The following is a 15,718-nucleotide window of genomic DNA, read 5'->3' as shown; positions in this document are numbered from 1 at the left end:
GCGGATCTTCCTCTCGGTGATGCGTGTGTTCGGGGGGTTCAGCGGACGCCGACGGTTCCGGCGACCGGGTTGTCCTGCGCGATGAGCGCCTGGTCCTCGGCGGGATCCGCGGCCTCCTCGCGTGCGGCGAGGAAGCGCTCCGCGTCCAGTGCTGCGGAGCACCCGGTGCCGGCAGCGGTGATCGCCTGGCGGTAGGTGTGGTCAACGAGGTCCCCGCAGGCGAAGACGCCATCGACGTTGGTGCGGGTCGAGCGGCCTTCGACGAGGACATACCCCTCGTCGTCGAGGTCGACGACGCCGGTGATCAACTCGTTGCGCGGGTCGTGGCCGATGGCGACGAAGAGGCCGGTGGCCGCGATATCGCGGGTCTGCCCGGTTACGGTGTCGCGCAGCGTCAGGCCGGAGAGCTTGTCCTCGCCGTGGATGGCCAGGACCTCGGAGTTCCACGCGAACGAGATCTTGTCGTTGGCGTGCGCCCGGTCAGCCATGATCTTGCTGGCCCGCAGCTCGTCGCGGCGGTGCACGATCGTCACGGAGCGGGCGAACTTGGTCAGGAAGGTGGCCTCCTCGACGGCGGAGTCCCCGCCACCGACGACGACGATGTCCTGATCCCGGAAGAAGAAGCCGTCGCAGGTGGCACACCAGCTGACGCCTCGCCCGGACAGACGCTTCTCGTCCTCGAGGCCGAGCTCGCGATAGGCGGAGCCCATGGCCAGGATGACGGAGTGGGCCCGGTGCTGGTTGCCCGCACCGTCGGTGACGACCTTGACCTCGCCCTCGAGCGAGACCTCGGTGACATCGTCCGTGACGATCTCGGCGCCGAAACGGTCGGCCTGGGCTCGCATGTTGAGCATGAGGTCCGGGCCCATGATCCCGTCGGTGAAGCCGGGGAAGTTCTCGACGTCGGTCGTGTTCATCAGTGCGCCACCGGCGGTGACGGAGCCCTCGAACATCAGCGGCTCGAGGTTGGCCCGGGCGGCATAGACGGCAGCCGTGTAGCCGGCCGGACCCGAGCCGATGATGATGACGTTGCGGACGGTGGAGGTGTTGGCGTCGGCCACGGAGTCGGTCCTTGAAGGGTTGGTGGTACCGGAGCGGTCGAGCCGCCCGCGGGAGGTTACGCAGATGTCAACGCCATCGTAGGTCCCGTCTGTTCCCGACACCGGTCCGCAGCCGGGTCACCCCTGTGGTATCGAGAAGGCCTCGTCCCAGATCGGCTCGCAGCCGGTGGTCACCGCCCACGCCCGGACCTTGCCCTCGGGTGCCTCCTCGGCCACGAGCAGCAGCCCGTCCCGGCCGTCGAACGTGGCGACGTCGATGACGATCGGCAGCAGCTCCGGCTGGCCGATGCGGGCGAGGCAGTCACTGGCGGCTGCGGCGGTGTCCATGCCGTCGAGGCGTCCCGGGTCCTCCAGCTCGGGGGCACTGAGGGGGTCCGCCTCGAGCTCGGCCGCCTTCGCGGGCAGGTTCGCGCGCGAGTAGTCGGTATCGGTGTCGGTGATCGCGAAGGCCGGCACCTGGGAGGGGGTACCGGCCGAGCTCGAGGACGAGGCCGACTCCTGCGAGGACGAGGTCCCCTCGCCCTCGCCCTCGCCCTCGCTCGCGGGAGCGCTGGCCTGTGGACCGTCGGCCTTCTGATCCGGCTCGTCGGAGCCGAGCGCGACGATGCCCCCGATCCCCAGGGCGACGACCACGGCCACCGCAAGGCCCAGCACCCAGCGGCCGGTGTGACCGCGGCGTCGCGTGGATCCCCGGTCCTCGGAGTCCACCTCCGACCAGAAGCCGGTGTCGTCCCCGTCGGTGGACGCGTCGGGCGTCTTCCCGCGTGCCGCCTGCTCCTGCTCCAGACTGGCTCGAATGCGGTCATTCAGATCGTCGGGCATTGGTCCGCTCTCCTTCAGTCCGGCAAGCAGGTGACTCATACCGGTCGGGTCCTGATCGTCGGTCATGGCCACCTCCCTTCGCACCGTGTGGTCCCCGGTATCGACGAAGTGGAGGCCTTCTGGGTTCCGGCGATCGTCTCGGCGGCCGTGCCGGGCGAGCGGATCGCCGCCGGATCATTTGATGGTGATCTCACCCAACGAGGCCCGGTACCGGCCCTCGCCGTCGGGCGTGAGCGAGGTGAACCACACGGTGACGTACCTGCCCGGGGTCGGGTCCGACGTGGAGAGGGTGACTTCACCGGTCTGGCCGTCCGTCGTGCCGATCTCGGTGCCGGAGTTCGACGGTGCGTCCCCGGCGAAGACGGTGGCGTTGGCGCTGGTCGGCAGGTCCAGTGTCACGGTGCTGATCTCCTGGGCCTGACCCAAATCGACCGTGACACCCACTCCGGTCTTGCCTCCGCCGAAGTCCGGGGTCGCGTAGCCCTCGGTCGTCCACACGGTGTCCGGGTCGCCGTCGTAGATCCGCGCAGCCTCGGCGTTGTGTTCGACGCCGTCCCCCGAGGGGTCGTACCCTGCCGCATTGATGATGCCGAAGGGCTCGTCGTCGGCCCCGTCGCCCGCCGAGGAGTCCTTCGACCCGGAGCCCGCGGACGAGCCGTCGGTGGGGCCGGTCTGCGTGGGGGTGCTCCCCTCGCCGACGAAGATCTCGTCCAGATCGCTGCCGTCACCGATCTGCGAGACCCCGACCCAGCCGAAGACGCAGGCGACGGCGACGAAGGCGGCGACGATCAGCAGCACGAGGTTGGACTGGGCGCGGGTGGGCGCCTGACCGGCCTCTGCCGGCAGCAGCGGCGCGGGCGCCTCGACCTCGGCGGACACGGTGGCCGCGCCGAGTGAGGAGTTCCTGGTGCGGTCCTCGCGGATGGCCTCACGCCGGGCGCGGGACTCGTGCAGCGCCTCCCGGGATCGCTCGGCGGCGGTCCTGGATGCCTTGCCGAGGCGATCGCCGATGACCTTGGCTCCGGTGCCGACCGCGCCGGCGGCGGCTGCCGCGCCGGCAGCCGCCCGGGTCGTACCCCCGTGGCCCCTCTCGGTGTCCGGCTCGTCGCTCCCGTCCGTGGTGCCACCCGCGGTGGCAGGGGCCGCGTCGTCCTGGTACTGGGGTATCTCGGTGGTCTCGGGGTCGTCATCCGCGTCGGTGGATCCGACACCGGAAGGAGCAGCCGTGCCTGCGGCTGCTGCAGCGCCCCCGGCCACAGCAGCCCCTCCGGCAGCCGCGGTGTCCGCCGAGGGATCGACGGACGCGGTGTCGGACGCGACGTCGGACGCGGGGACGCCCCGCTGGTCGGCGAGATCGGTGGCGGCGGCACGGGTCTGCGGTGTGGTGCGCACGGAGCCGGCCAGCGGGATGCGTGACCAGGGAGCCACCTGGGCGGCATAGTCACCCGGCGAGTCGGGGCCGGTGCCCTCGCCGAGCGTCTCGCGGCAGATCGTGTCGAGGTCACCGGGGACACCGACGGCGATCCGCGAGGGCGGTGGTGGCCCGTCCTCACCGCGACGGGCGGCGGGCACGCCTGATGCGGTCTCCAGCGGCCAGGTCGCGGTCAGACCGGCGTAGGCGAGGGCGACGACGCCCATGGCGTCATCGCGGTCGGCGTCCTCGCCCTCGGTCTCGATACCGGCCAGGGCTGCGGTGGTGGCCAGACCGCGGACCTTGATGCGCCCGTCCGAGGTCAGCAGCACTGACTCGGGGGTGAGCGCGAGGTGGTGCAGCCCGCGCATGCGGGCCGCCTCGAGGCCGGTGGCGACCTCGCCGGTGATCCGGCGGACCTCCTCGGCCGGCACCCCCTTCGTCCCGATCAGCGTCGCGAAGGTGGTCGGGTCCTCGACGTGCTCCTCGCACACGTAGCCGAACGACCCCTGGGTCCCGACGTCGAGGATGCGCACGAGCTGCGCGCTCTCGATGCCGGCGGCCCGGCGGGCGGCATCGAGGGCGGCGGCGGTCTCCGGGTCGTCGGTGGGCATGACCAAGACGGTCACGTCGCGCTCCAGCGTGGTGTCGCGCGCGGTCCACCGTTCGCCGCCGGACACCGTCTCGATCTGCGCGTCGAGCGTGTAGCGACCGAGTTCGGTCCCCGGGTTCACCCCGTGCACGGTGTCCCTCTCGTCGATGGTCTGGCCTGCCGCGCCATCCTAGATCCACAACGGCCCCGACTCGGGGAGCCGCACGGGCGCGTCAGCCGTTGGAGAGCCGGCGCGTCAGTGGTTCGAGGACCTCGGTGACCTCGCGCACCCGCAGTCTGGCGGCGATGGCGAGGGTGATGACGAGGAGGAGGGTGCCGATCACCAGGCAGATGATGACCGAGCCGAGCCAGGTATCGACCGCGACGGGGCCGCTCAGCAGCTGCAGGACCCCCCAGCCGGCCGCGGTGGCGACACCGGTCGCGAGCACGAGGCGCACGTTCTGGCGCACGACCCGACCCAGTCGCAGCGGACCCAGGCGGCGGTGGAGCAGCCACAGACCGATGAGCGCTGCGCAGAGGTTGGACAGGGTCTGGCCGGAGCCGACCCAGGTGGCCACCTGCTCGGCGGGTCGTGTGCTCCCGATGAGGGTGACGGCGACCGCGACCAGCGTGACCACGATCTGCAGGGCGAAGGGGGTGCGTCCGTCCTCGTAGGCGTAGAAGGCACGCTGGACGAGGAAGAACCAGCCGTAGGGGACCAGCCCGAGCATCATCGTCACCAGGACCCCGACCGAGGCGTTCGTCGCGGCCCGGTCGGTACCGGGCAGGATCGCGGCGAGGACGTAGGGGGCGAGCAGCACGACCGCTGCGGTCGCCGGGATCAGCAGGACGGCGGGCATCGTCATGCCGCGACGCAGGTCGGCGGTGACGGCGGGGGTGTCCCCGTCGTGCGCCGCGTGCGACAGCCGGGTGAAGAGGGCGGTCACGAGGGAGACCGTGACGAGCCCGTGCGGCAGCATGAAGAGCAGGTAGGCATTGGCGTATGCGGTCAGCCCCGCGCCCTCGATGCCTTGCTCGGCGGCTCGCTGGGTCGCGCCGGTGAGGACCCGCGAGTTGACGAAGTAGCCCAGCTGACCCACGGCCACGGCGGCGAAGGCCCACAGGGCCATCCGCGAGGCCGACCCCAGGCCGCTGCCGCGGATCCCCCAGACCGGGCGGAAGCGCAGCCCGGTGGCGCGCAGCGGCGGAATGAGCACGAGGGCCTGCAGGGCGATGCCCAACGTCGCCGATCCGCCGAGGACGGCGATCATCGTCGGCGTCCACTGCGAGACCGGTGCCTGGAGCGGGGCTCCCGTCAGGAGGAACCACGACAGGCCCGCGATGGCCACGACATTGGCCAGGGCGGGAGCCCACATGAACATGCCGAAGCGGTTGTGCGCGGTGAGCACCTGCCCGAGCAGCGTGTAGAGGCCGTAGAAGAAGACCTGGGGCAGGCAGATCACGGCGAAGGCCGTCGCCAGCCCACGCGAGGGCCCGTCCCAGCTGCTCGAGACGACGAGGGAGATGAGCAGCGGCGCGGCGAGCGTGAGGACGAGGGTCACACCGGCGAGCACGGTGACCGCGAGGGTCAGCAGCCGGTTGATGTAGACCACGCCGCCGTCCTCGTGCCGCAGCGCCTTGGTGATCTGCGGGACGATCACCGCGTTGAGCACCCCACCGGCGATGAGCAGGTGGAAGATGTTCGGCAGCGTGTTCGCCGCGTTCCACGCATCGGAGGGGATGAGGTTGAGCCCGACGACGGCGATGGTCAGCGTGTTGCGGACCAGGCCGAGGATGCGCGAGGCCAGGCTGCCGGCAGCCATGATCGCGCTGGAGCGCATGATCGAGGGTGATTCCACCGTCGTGCCCGGGGCGACGTCCTCGCTGCCACGATCGGGCGTCGGAGCGCTGGGTGGCTCGCTCATGCACTGTCCTCGTTCACGGTGGTCCTCGTCCGACGGCGAAGGCTACGCCACGTACCCACACCGAGGAGGACGACGGCGATGCCGCCGATGGCCCAGTAGACGGTCTCGCCCGTGGGTCGCATCCGTACCTCCAGGGTGGCCTGTTCGGTCAGCTCGTGACCGTTCGGCGTGGTGACGACGACGTGCACGGGGGTGCGGCCGGCGGCCAGGGCGGTCGCCTGCACGGTGACCTTCTGCCGCCCGTCGGGTCCGATCGTCACGGGCTTGGACGGTTCCTGGATACGGAAGGAGGGATTCTGCGACTCCACCCGGACGTCGAGGTTCGTCAGCCTCACGTCCGTCTTGTTGATGATGGTGATCTGCAATCGCCCCTTGTCGGCGAAGAAGTTGACCTCCCCCGACGAGACGACGAGGTCGTCGTGGCTCAGGGTGACCTCCGTGGCCAGCTGGTCGTGCAACGCGTCGAAGGCTGCGGTGTCGCTGCGCCAGCGGGCGGAGGTCAACTGGTCGAGGGCCGGGTCGACCGCCTCCTTCCAGACCTCGCCGTCGGAGCGCACGGAGGCGAAGATCGACATGGACCGCCTGTCCTCGGCGATGCGCGTGGCCGACGTCGGGGTGAGCACGGGCGGGACCGGCTTCTCGTCGGTGGCACGGGCGATCTGCTGGGTGGTCCGGGGAACGGCCGTCTGCTGGGCCCGATCGACCCCGTCGAGCAGGTCGTCGAATCTGCCCCGGTCGAGCCACGGGATCTCGTCGACGACGCCCCGCAGATCGGCGTAGGCCTCGGGCGACGGTGAGCTCGCGCGGGCGGGGACGACCAGCAGCGTCCGGGGCGTGCCGGGGCGCTCGCCCAGGAGCACGGAGGTCTCGGCGACGATGCGCTGTCGGGCGAGCGTCGCGTCGGAAGGGGAGGTCAGCTCGCCCGCGAGGGTGGAGAGGGAGTGGTCGGCGACCAGCAACCCACTGCCGTGGGTGGTGCGGGTCGCGCCGGTGGGGGTGAATCCTCCGGGCGCGATGGCGGAGGTGTCGGTCAGCACGGTCGGCGGCGTGGACCCGGGCTGGAGCCGGCCCAGGGCCGTGGTGCGCGACTCGGTGACGACACCGTCGGCCGGCCACTGGATGTCGCCGTGGGAGTCGTCGAGCAGGTCGGCGGACCGCACGCCCTCCTCGACCTGCGGGGCGACGAGCTCGGCGACGTCCTGCCATCGGGCCGCCGCGGCGACGTCGGCATCCCCTGAGGGCAGCACGATGGTCTGCTCCGGATCCAGGGTGGAGCGGACCCGACTGGCCCACTCGGCCCGGACCTCCCGCTCGGCATTCAGCGCACGGGTGAGGTTCTGGCCGGTGTCCTCCGTCGGCTCCGGTGGCAGGGACAGCAGGCTCGGGTCGAGGATCCACGTCTCGTCCTCTGCCGGCGGTTCCTCGGTCAGCTGCCACAGGCGCGACTCGGGCCCGACGGTCTCCTTCCACGCCTGGACGCGGTCGGGGCCGGGTTCGCCGAAGAGGCGCTCGTCGGCCGGGAGCAGGAGTGGGACCCCCCAGACCATGCCCATCGGGACGTACTCCTTGGCCCGGTGCACCCCGATGAAGGTGTGCACCGCGGTCTGCGACGTCTGCACGCTCACCCACGCCGCGCCGGCGGTCAGCCCGGGCGCCAGCTCGTCGGCGGTGACCTCGAGGGTGAAGGGCGCGGACTCCCCGGGATCGAGGTCCTCGAGGGTGACCGTGGCCCGGGGATCCTTGGCGACCGGCTGCGTCCCCTCGGCCCAGGTCACGATGTCGTCGCGGTCGGCCGAGGCGGTCCGACCGACCAGCGAGACCTCCTGGGCGGCGAGAGCCTGCTCGCCGGTGTTCGTCAGCTCCCCCTCCACCCGGGCCGTTCCCTCGCCGTCGACGACGGGGGTGATCGAGGCGATGGTCAGCTCACCACCGGTGGAGTCCTCCCCGGGGGGCAGGGAGGTGGCGGCGGCCGAGGGCAGGACCAACATCGCGAGCAGGAGCAGCGCGATGCTGGTCGGTCTCAGGCGTCGCCGGCGAGCCGCTGCCACGCCTCCCTCGCGATGCGTCGCTCGTTGGGGAAGGTGAGGTGCCGGTGTGCCTCGCGCAGCGGGAGCCACGCGACGTCGACGGCCTCCTGGTCGGGGTCGTTCTCGATCGTCAGGTGCCCACCGGTGGCCTCGAGGAGGTAGTGGTGCACGAACTTGTGGATCCGTCGGTCCGGAGTGGCGAACCAGTAGTCGATCGTCCCGAGCTCGACGAGCACGCGCGCCTCGATACCGGTCTCCTCCGCGACCTCCCGGGCGGCGGTCTCCACCAGGGTCTCCTGACCCTCGATGTGTCCCTTGGGCAGGCACCACTCGAGTCGTCCGGCCCGGTTGCGCCGGGCGATGACGGCGATCCGGGCGTCACCCTCGTGGATGTCCACGACCACCCCACCCGCACTGCGCTCCTCGACCGCGGGCAGGCGCCGCTGCGGTCCGGAGGCGGGGGCGGGGTGGCTCATGTGGTCACTGTAGCCATCGCACCTGCACCGGGAGGGGCCGGTGCGAGAGGCTCGACCGGACTGTTGCCCCCGTCGCCGTCATGCCGGGACGTACGTGGCTGCGGTGCCCGAGCGCGCATCCACGTAGCCTTGGCACCCATGTCCACCCCAGCCATTCCCCCCGAGGTCCTGCGTGCCGCGGTGGCCCACCTGGCCCCGGTGATCCCACTGCTGACCGAGCTCGGCGAGGCCTTCGCGAAGGGGGGTCACGAGCTGGCCCTCGTCGGTGGCCCGGTCCGGGACGCCTTCCTCGCACGCGCCAGCGGAGACCTTGACTTCACCACCTCCGCGGCACCGGAGGAGACCGAGCGCATCCTGCACGTCTGGGGCGACGCCACCTGGGACATGGGCCGGGAGTTCGGCACGATCGGTGCCCGCCGGGGGGAGACGATCGTCGAGGTCACCACCTACCGGGCCGACGCCTACGACGGTCGCACCCGCAAGCCGGTCGTCGCCTTCGGCGACAACCTCCGGGACGACCTCGTCCGGCGCGACTTCACGGTCAACGCGATGGCGTTGCGGCTGCCCGACCTCGAGCTCGTCGACCCGCACGGCGGTCTGCTCGACCTCGCGGCCCAGCGGTTGCGCACGCCGTCCACGCCGGATGTCTCCTTCACCGACGACCCGCTGCGGATGATGCGGGCGGCTCGTTTCGTCGCCCAGCTCGGGCTCGTCCCGGCCCCGGACGTCACGGCCGCCATGACCGAGTCCGCGGCGACCCTGGACATCGTCTCCGCCGAGCGGATCCGTGACGAGCTGGTCAAGCTCGTGCTCGGTGAGGACCCCGTCGCCGGGCTGCGCGTGCTCGTCGGGACCGGCCTGGCCGACCACGTGCTCCCCGAGCTGCCCGCCCTGCGTCTGGAGGTCGACGAGCACCACCGGCACAAGGACGTCTACGAGCACTCGCTGACGGTGCTGCAGCAGGCGATCGACTTGGAGGACGCGGCACGGACCGACGGTGACGCGCAGCGTGACCCGCAGGAGACTTCCGTGCCCGGGCCGGACCTCGTCCTGCGACTGGCGGCACTGCTGCACGACATCGGCAAGCCGCGTACCCGACGCTTCGAGGACGGTGGCGGCGTCTCCTTCCACCACCACGACGTCGTCGGGGCGAAGATGACCGCCAAGCGCCTGAAGGCCCTGCGTTTCGACAAGGAGACCACCAAGCAGGTCGCCCGTCTCGTCGAGCTGCACCTGCGCTTCCACGGCTACCGCGACGGCCAGTGGACCGACTCGGCCGTGCGGCGCTACGTCACCGATGCCGGGCCCCTTCTCCAGCGGCTGCACCGCCTGACCCGGGCGGACTGCACCACGCGCAACCAGCGCAAGGCCAACCGTCTGGCCCGGGCCTACGACGACCTCGAGGAGCGGATCGAGCGACTGCTCGAGCAGGAGGAGCTCGAAGCGGTGCGACCCGAGCTCGACGGCAACCAGATCGGTGAGGTCCTCGGGATCCCTCCCGGGCCGCAGATCGGGCAGGCCTACCGTTACCTCCTGCAGGTCCGCCTCGACGAGGGTCCGATCGGCACCGAGGCCGCCACCGATCGGCTGCGCGCGTGGTGGGCCGAACGCGGCTGAGCCCTCCACCTCGGCGCCGCCAAGTGGCAGGCTGGGGCGGGGGCCCCGCCCCGGTCACCCCCGTCGTCCGATCAGGAGAGCAGCTGTGCCCACCGTGACCTACCCGAGCCCCGTCGTGCCCGGGCCGCCTCGGATCCATCTCGAGATGCCCGAGGGCTGGATCCAGGTGTGGGCCCCGGACACCCTCATCGCCATCCGTGACGGCGCGCCGGCAGCCGACCACTTCCTGGCCAACCTCGTCGTGCGGCACTACCAGCGGCCGGCGCCGTTCGGCACGGACGAGATCAGCAGCGAGCTCGAGGGGTACGCCCACCAGCGGGACCGGGGCCGGGTCGGTGGCGCCCGCCGTCGCGAGGTGGCTGGGGAGGACCTCGTCGGGGCCGAGGTCTCCTTCGTCGACGGGCAGATCGGTGCCGTGGTGCAGACGCACTGGTTCTCCACCCGGCAGCGCGAGGAGGTCGTCGACGTCGTCCAGGTGACCGGTTCCTTCGCCGGGTCTCGTCGGGAGAGAGACGACGCCACCCTCGAGCGGATCGTCGAGTCGATGCGGTTGGGCTCGTGAGCTCCGTCAGCGAGATCCGCGGACGGCTGCGGATCGCCGGCGCCACCGACACCGGGCGAGTGCGGGACCACAACGAGGACGCCGTGCTCGCCGAGGGCTCCGTCCTCGTTGTCGCTGACGGCATGGGTGGGCACGCCGCGGGTGAGGTGGCCAGCGGGATCGCCGTCGCGACCATGCGCGAGCTGGTCGAGCGCGACGACCTGACCTGCGACGACGTCACCGGGCAGGTGCTGCTGGCCAACCAGCGCATCCTCGACTCGGTCCGGGCCCGTCCCGAGCAACGGGGGATGGGCACGACGGTGACCGGTCTCGTCCTCGTCACCCACTCCGGCCGCGCCCAGTGGGCCGTCGTCAACGTCGGCGACTCGCGGGTCTACCGGTTCGTGGGTGACGAGCTCACTCGGGTCACCGTCGACCACTCCGAGGTCCAGGAACTCGTCGACTCGGGCGTCATCACCCCCGCGCAGGCCGAGGTGCACCCCGCCCGCAACATCGTCACCCGTTCGCTGGGGGCACCGTTGAGACACCGGCCGGACCTCTGGCTGGTGCCGCCGACCCCGGGTGAGCGTTTCCTCGCGTGCAGCGACGGGCTGACCAACGAGCTCACCGACGAGCAGCTGCGTGAGATCCTGCAGGCACACCCCGACCCCCGGGACGCAGCCGACGAGCTCGTCCGGGCTGCTGTGGCCGCCGGGGGCAGGGACAATGTGAGCGTCGTCGTGGTCGCCCTCGACGACGCCGACATCGACCAGGCACACGTGGGCGAGCGGTGACGAGGGAGTGACCATGGAGTTCAGGGCCGAGGGCCGCGACGGCTGGGTCGAGTTCACCCGAGCGGGCGTCCACGTCCTGGCGAAGGGGGACGAGTCCCTCGGTGAGCGCCTCGCCGCGGCCCTCGCGGCCGCCGGTGGCGACAGTCCCGCCGATGTGCTGACCGACGTGCTGACGGCCGACGGCGTGCGGCAGACGCCGGACTTCGCGATCGTCGACGAGACCGGTCTGCGTGTGCTCGTCCGCGGTACGGCCCGGGTCCTGCTCACCGGTGCCGACGAGACCACCCGCGAGCTCGTCGCACCCGCCCGCGCGCCGTGGATCGACGAGGACATCGACGAGGACACCGCGACGGCCGTGCTCTGCACCGGCGAGCCCGAACCCGTCCCGGCCGGGCCCGCCCGGACCCCCGAGCCGAAGGCCCCCGCCGCCGTCTCCCCGCAGACGGCGCCCGAGGGTGTGCCCGGGTCGCCCGCAGCGCGCCACCCGCAGTTCGTCGACGGTCATCTCGTGAGTGCCCGGGTGCCCCCGAGGGGGTCCACCGCCGCCGCGGTGCGCGAGTCGTCGGAGGAGGCCGTAGCCGATGACGTCCGCGCTCCGGCCCCCACCGCCGGGGTGGGTCCGTCGACGGGTGTGTTGCCGGTCGCGGGCGACGTGCCGCGGGAGGGCGAGCCGGACCGGCCCCGGCCATCGGCCCGACTCGTCCTGCCGACGGGGGAGGTCGTCGAGCTCGACCGAGGCGTGCTGCTGGGTCGGGCGCCCCGGGCAAGCGCCGGGATCGGCTACGTGGGGGAGCCGCACCTGGTGCGGGTGGCCAGCCCGGACAACGAGATCTCGCGCAGCCACGTCGAGGTGTACCCGGAGGGGACGCAGGTCATCGCCCGCGACCTCGGCTCGACGAACGGCACGACGCTGGCCACTCCCGAGGGGCCGTCACGTCGGATGTCGCCGGGCGAGCCGCAGCCGATCGGGCCCGGGACCACGATCCGTCTCGCCGGTCAGGTCGCGGTGGTCCTCGAGGTCGGCTGACTCAGTCGTCGATGACCACGAGGACCTCGCCCTCCTGGACGACGTCGCCGGCGGTGACCTTCACCTCGGCGATCCGGCCGGGACCCTCGGTGAGGACCGGGATCTCCATCTTCATCGACTCCAGGAGGACCAGCTCGTCACCGGCGGCGACCGTCTGCCCCTCCGTGACGTGGACGGTGATGACGTTGGCGACCAGCTCCGACTCGATCCTGTGACCCATGGCACACAGGTTACGGCGTCGACGGTGCAGGCCGCGTCTCTGGGCCCTGACCCGGGCCTGCGGGCCCAAGACGTCGGGTAACCCATCTGGTTACATTGGGCGGAGAAATCTGTCGGAGAACCCGACGGTTGCCATCAGCAGGGGGTTGGATGTCCAGGGGGTCGACGCGGTGTCGCCGCGAGGGGGGTGCCGCCAGCCTGGAGCAGGTGGGTCTCATCGTCGTCGCCGCGATGCTGGTTGGTGCCCTCGTCGTCGTCCTGACCCAGCGCACCCCGGTTGCGGAGCGCACCCGTGAGGCCGTGTGCAGCATCCTCAACCTCGGGCAGGGCGCGTGTGGATCATCCGGTGGCGACGACACCGCGAAGCGCCCCGAGCCGACCCAGGCCTGCACCGTCACCGGAACCTCAGGCAACGTCCAGGGGCAGGTCTCCGTCTCCGTGGTCACCCTGGAGAACGGACGACAGTTCCAGATCGAGCACCTCAGCGACGGGACCTATCGGATGACCGTCGGCAAGGGCAAGGGCGCCGGCGTCGAGGTTGGCGTGGGCGGTGGCATGTCGCTCACGGTCGCCGATCGAACCGTCGGCAACCAGGCGTCGGCCGACGTGGGAGCCGGTCTGTCCGTCACGGAGGGCGAGGTCTACGACGCCGAGGACGAGGCCGAGTTGCGCGATCTGGTGAATGCCCACATCGCTGACGCAGCCAAGGACGAGTTGGTGGCCGAGTCCGGCCCCGTGCGCTGGCTGACCGACAAGGTGACGGACGGGACCGGCCTGACCCAGCCCTTGCCGGAACCGGACGAGACGTTCCACGAAGGCGGGTTCTCGGTCAACGCGTCGGCCCAGGCGGCCAGCATCGGCAAGGCGAACGCCGGAGTGACTGCCGCCCAGGCCCTCGGGTTCCGGGAGTCGAAGGATGGCTCGAAGACCTTCTACCTGGCGTCCGAGGTCAGCGGGGAGGCCGGGCTGCAGACTCTGGGCGTGGACACCGAGGGCATTGACTTCATGGGCGCCGGGATGAGCGGCTCGATGGAGGTGGTCACGGCCGTCACCGTGGACCCCGACGGTGAGGTGAGCTCGGTCGATGCCACGGTGACCGCTTCCGGTGAGGGGAGCGGTCTGGCGGCTGCGGTCTTCACGGGTGAGGCCGAGAGTGGGTACATCGACACGTCCGCTGGACGGTCCACGGTCTTCCAGACGTCGCTTCCCATGGACTCCCGGGACAACCAGGTGGCCGGCTGGTCCTTTCTCGCCAGCCAAGGAGTGAAGTCCGTCGGTGGCGTGACCGCGGCCGTGGCCATGCCGGTCACGGTCCCCGCCGACCTGAACTACTTCAACCGGGTCCGTCAGACCGGCAGCCTGACCCAGCAGGGATACGATCTCGACGGTTCGACCCCCTTGGCCGGCAACGGCGGTGGCAAGGCCGGACCCATCGCGCTGGCGGGTTCTGTGGACGTGTCGACCGAGACCATTGACCTGACCGATGCGCAATACTGGGACGGATCACGGATGTCCGACTGGACGAGTTGCAGCGGCGCCAGCGCCGCAGGAGGAGACTGATGTCCGGCCGCCGTTCCTGCATCGTGGCCGTGACCACGGCCTTCCTGGTGACCGTGGCTGCGTGCTCGTCCTCCGACGAGCCGGAGGAGGAGAACGTGAAACCCTCGCAATCGCAGATGCAGCCCACCGGGACCCCGACGCCGCCGGTCACGCCGGCTGCGATCTCCTCGCAGTGGCGCACTGTCGAGGGACCCGACTTCACCATCGGGGTTCCCGGCGTCTTCGAGGAGGAGATCGTCACGGCGGACAACGGGACGAAGGCCTACGTCTTCGACGCCCCGCGCACGAAGGACGACGACAACTCCTTGGAGCGGGTGGCGATCCTCCGGGACGAGAAGCCGAAGCAGGACGTGATCCAGCAGTCGTTCGTGCTGGAGGAGATGCAGTCGGTCGACAACGAGGCCGGGGTCGAGCGCTCCGAAGTCACCTGGCCGGGCGCAGAGAAGGCCGTCCTCGTCCAGTGGACCAACCCGGTCGGCGGTGCCGACGGCAAACGACGTGAGACCTGGCAGCTGATGGCCCAGATCAGCCCGGACCTCATCCTCAACGTCGTGGCCCTCGGAGACGCCGACACCTTCGACGACAGCGAACTACCCACGATCCTCGCGACGTTCAAGGGAGCGTGACGCGTGGTCCACGATCTCCACCCGACGCCGACGACGCGCACCTGGACGACTGGCCGCACGGTCGGCGCCGTCCTGACCTGCCTGGCCTTGGTGGTCGCCGCCACCATCTTCGGCGTCGTCGGGTCGATCATCGGCATCATGGCGCTGAGCGTCCCCGTCGGTGCCGTGGTGCGAACCGTCCTCGTCCTCGGAGCGGTGGCCCTGGTACTCACCGGCGGGTACCGCTGGTCGAGCGGCGGACCGCGGATCCTCTGGCTCGTCGCCGGGATGTTCGCGTACGTCCTCCTGCCTGCCGCCTGGACCGGGAAGGCGCTGATCGCCACCGCCTTCGGGTGGGAGGGCATCATCGCCTGGGTGGTGGACGCGGTGGTCTGGGCCGTCGTCGTCGTCCTCGTCGTGCGCTCCCGGCCCGAGATCCACGACACCCGCATCGACACCTCCGCACTGCGGTAAGTCGGTACCCGCGCCTCCATGACACGGTTCTCGTCGGTCCTGAAGCTCGTCCTGCTCGTCGCCGGCGTGTCCCTCGTCGTCGGAGGCGTCGCCTCGATCATCGTCGGGGGCGTGACCCTCGCGCAGGGCAACGATCCGGTCCGCCTCACGGTCTCCGAGGGACCGGAGGTGGTCATCCCCTCGGACACCGGCCTCCTCGGTGGATCCGTGATGGTCTACACCGCTGAACCCGCGAGCGACTCGCCGCGCACGCTTGGCTGCGAGCTGATCGAGGACGACGGAGATGTCGCCAGCGGGACCCGGGTCGGGGACGTCGACTTCGCCCTCGGGGATCCGGTCACCGTCGAGGGGACCACGTGGTACCCGTTCACGCAGGTCGAGCTGCAGTCCGAGCCGGCAACCCTGACCTGCTCCGGAGACACGCTGGCGGGGGCGGCACTGTCCGAACAGTCCGTTTTCGGCCGCTCCACCGCGCTCGTCGGGCTCGTCGCCCTCGGAGCGGGAGTCCTCGGGCTCGCCATGGGCATCCCGGCCCTGATCGCCGGATGGACGATCCGACGGTGAGGG

Annotated in this window: 15 protein-coding genes; 8 read left to right on the top strand and 7 right to left on the bottom strand. The window is 71.2% G+C overall.

Annotated features, from left to right (window positions below):
• Positions 1–38: 38 nt before the first annotated feature.
• From trxB to V1351_RS15995, 6 genes are all read right to left on the bottom strand, one after another.
• Entirely contained in the window at positions 39–1,061 is a 1,023-nt protein-coding gene (gene trxB / locus V1351_RS16020; RefSeq protein WP_338749398.1) for a thioredoxin-disulfide reductase, read from the bottom strand.
• Between the two features lie 117 nt (positions 1,062–1,178).
• Positions 1,179–1,949 carry a hypothetical protein gene (locus V1351_RS16015; protein WP_338749396.1) on the bottom strand — a complete coding sequence of 257 codons (771 nt, stop codon included), beginning with the start codon at positions 1,947–1,949 and terminating at the stop codon, positions 1,179–1,181.
• 108 nt (positions 1,950–2,057) lie between these two features.
• Positions 2,058–4,028 (bottom strand): hypothetical protein, encoded by a 1,971-nt coding sequence (locus tag V1351_RS16010; protein WP_338749394.1) that lies wholly within the window; start codon positions 4,026–4,028, stop codon positions 2,058–2,060.
• Positions 4,029–4,119: 91 nt separating this feature from the next.
• A complete protein-coding gene (murJ, locus tag V1351_RS16005) occupies positions 4,120–5,811 on the bottom strand; it encodes a murein biosynthesis integral membrane protein MurJ (RefSeq protein WP_338749392.1) in 1,692 nt (563 codons plus the stop codon).
• Complete coding sequence (locus V1351_RS16000; protein ID WP_338749390.1) at positions 5,808–7,859, bottom strand: DUF6049 family protein; 2,052 nt, start codon at positions 7,857–7,859, stop codon at positions 5,808–5,810. The genes murJ and V1351_RS16000 overlap by 4 nt, the downstream gene beginning before the upstream one ends.
• On the bottom strand, positions 7,832–8,314 hold the full coding sequence (locus V1351_RS15995; protein ID WP_338749388.1) for an NUDIX hydrolase: 483 nt from the start codon (positions 8,312–8,314) through the stop codon (positions 7,832–7,834). The genes V1351_RS16000 and V1351_RS15995 overlap by 28 nt, the downstream gene beginning before the upstream one ends.
• Positions 8,315–8,452: 138 nt before the next feature.
• Between V1351_RS15995 and V1351_RS15990 the strand changes: the two genes are divergently transcribed.
• The 4 genes from V1351_RS15990 (at position 8,453) to V1351_RS15975 (ending at position 12,293) form a co-directional block, all read left to right on the top strand.
• Positions 8,453–9,931, top strand: coding sequence for a CCA tRNA nucleotidyltransferase (locus V1351_RS15990; RefSeq protein ID WP_338749386.1), 1,479 nt, complete (start codon positions 8,453–8,455; stop codon positions 9,929–9,931).
• Positions 9,932–10,016: 85 nt separating this feature from the next.
• Positions 10,017–10,493, top strand: a complete 477-nt coding sequence (locus tag V1351_RS15985) for a hypothetical protein (protein WP_338749385.1) — start codon at positions 10,017–10,019, stop codon at positions 10,491–10,493.
• Entirely contained in the window at positions 10,490–11,266 is a 777-nt protein-coding gene (locus V1351_RS15980; protein WP_338749383.1) for a PP2C family protein-serine/threonine phosphatase, read from the top strand. Before V1351_RS15985 ends, V1351_RS15980 begins: the two co-directional genes overlap by 4 nt.
• A gap of 13 nt (positions 11,267–11,279) precedes the next feature.
• Positions 11,280–12,293 carry an FHA domain-containing protein gene (locus tag V1351_RS15975; protein WP_338749381.1) on the top strand — a complete coding sequence of 338 codons (1,014 nt, stop codon included), beginning with the start codon at positions 11,280–11,282 and terminating at the stop codon, positions 12,291–12,293.
• 1 nt (position 12,294) lies between these two features.
• On the opposite strand, the gene V1351_RS15970 is transcribed toward V1351_RS15975, so the two are convergent.
• Positions 12,295–12,513, bottom strand: coding sequence for a biotin/lipoyl-binding carrier protein (locus V1351_RS15970; protein ID WP_338749379.1), 219 nt, complete (start codon positions 12,511–12,513; stop codon positions 12,295–12,297).
• A gap of 206 nt (positions 12,514–12,719) precedes the next feature.
• Between V1351_RS15970 and V1351_RS15965 the strand changes: the two genes are divergently transcribed.
• The 4 genes from V1351_RS15965 to V1351_RS15950 are packed head-to-tail and all read left to right on the top strand — an operon-like array spanning position 12,720 to position 15,715.
• A complete protein-coding gene (locus V1351_RS15965; protein WP_338749378.1) occupies positions 12,720–14,072 on the top strand; it encodes a hypothetical protein in 1,353 nt (450 codons plus the stop codon).
• Positions 14,072–14,698, top strand: a complete 627-nt coding sequence (locus V1351_RS15960; RefSeq protein WP_338749376.1) for a hypothetical protein — start codon at positions 14,072–14,074, stop codon at positions 14,696–14,698. Before V1351_RS15965 ends, V1351_RS15960 begins: the two co-directional genes overlap by 1 nt.
• Before the next feature lie 3 nt (positions 14,699–14,701).
• Positions 14,702–15,151 carry a hypothetical protein gene (locus V1351_RS15955; RefSeq protein ID WP_338749374.1) on the top strand — a complete coding sequence of 150 codons (450 nt, stop codon included), beginning with the start codon at positions 14,702–14,704 and terminating at the stop codon, positions 15,149–15,151.
• An 18-nt stretch (positions 15,152–15,169) separates the two neighbouring features.
• Positions 15,170–15,715, top strand: a complete 546-nt coding sequence (locus V1351_RS15950) for a hypothetical protein (RefSeq protein ID WP_338749373.1) — start codon at positions 15,170–15,172, stop codon at positions 15,713–15,715.
• The last annotated feature ends 3 nt before the right edge of the window (positions 15,716–15,718 follow it).

The organism is Janibacter sp. A1S7 (genome assembly GCF_037198315.1).
Classification (GTDB): Bacteria; Actinomycetota; Actinomycetes; order Actinomycetales; family Dermatophilaceae; genus Janibacter; species Janibacter alittae.
Note: the sequence above shows the minus strand (reverse complement) of the source record. Positions and strands in the feature narration are given on the sequence as shown.

Excerpts from the sequence above, each read along its gene's own strand:
- V1351_RS15970 (WP_338749379.1), bottom strand. The coding sequence starts at position 12,513 with ATGGGTCACAGGATCGAGTCGGAGCTGGTCGCCAACGTCATCACCGTC.
- V1351_RS15960 (WP_338749376.1), top strand. The coding sequence starts at position 14,072 with ATGTCCGGCCGCCGTTCCTGCATCGTGGCCGTGACCACGGCCTTCCTG.
- V1351_RS15990 (WP_338749386.1), top strand. The coding sequence starts at position 8,453 with ATGTCCACCCCAGCCATTCCCCCCGAGGTCCTGCGTGCCGCGGTGGCC.
- V1351_RS16015 (WP_338749396.1), bottom strand. The coding sequence starts at position 1,949 with ATGACCGACGATCAGGACCCGACCGGTATGAGTCACCTGCTTGCCGGA.
- murJ (WP_338749392.1), bottom strand. The coding sequence starts at position 5,811 with ATGAGCGAGCCACCCAGCGCTCCGACGCCCGATCGTGGCAGCGAGGAC.
- V1351_RS15975 (WP_338749381.1), top strand. The coding sequence starts at position 11,280 with ATGGAGTTCAGGGCCGAGGGCCGCGACGGCTGGGTCGAGTTCACCCGA.
- V1351_RS15995 (WP_338749388.1), bottom strand. The coding sequence starts at position 8,314 with ATGAGCCACCCCGCCCCCGCCTCCGGACCGCAGCGGCGCCTGCCCGCG.
- V1351_RS15950 (WP_338749373.1), top strand. The coding sequence starts at position 15,170 with ATGACACGGTTCTCGTCGGTCCTGAAGCTCGTCCTGCTCGTCGCCGGC.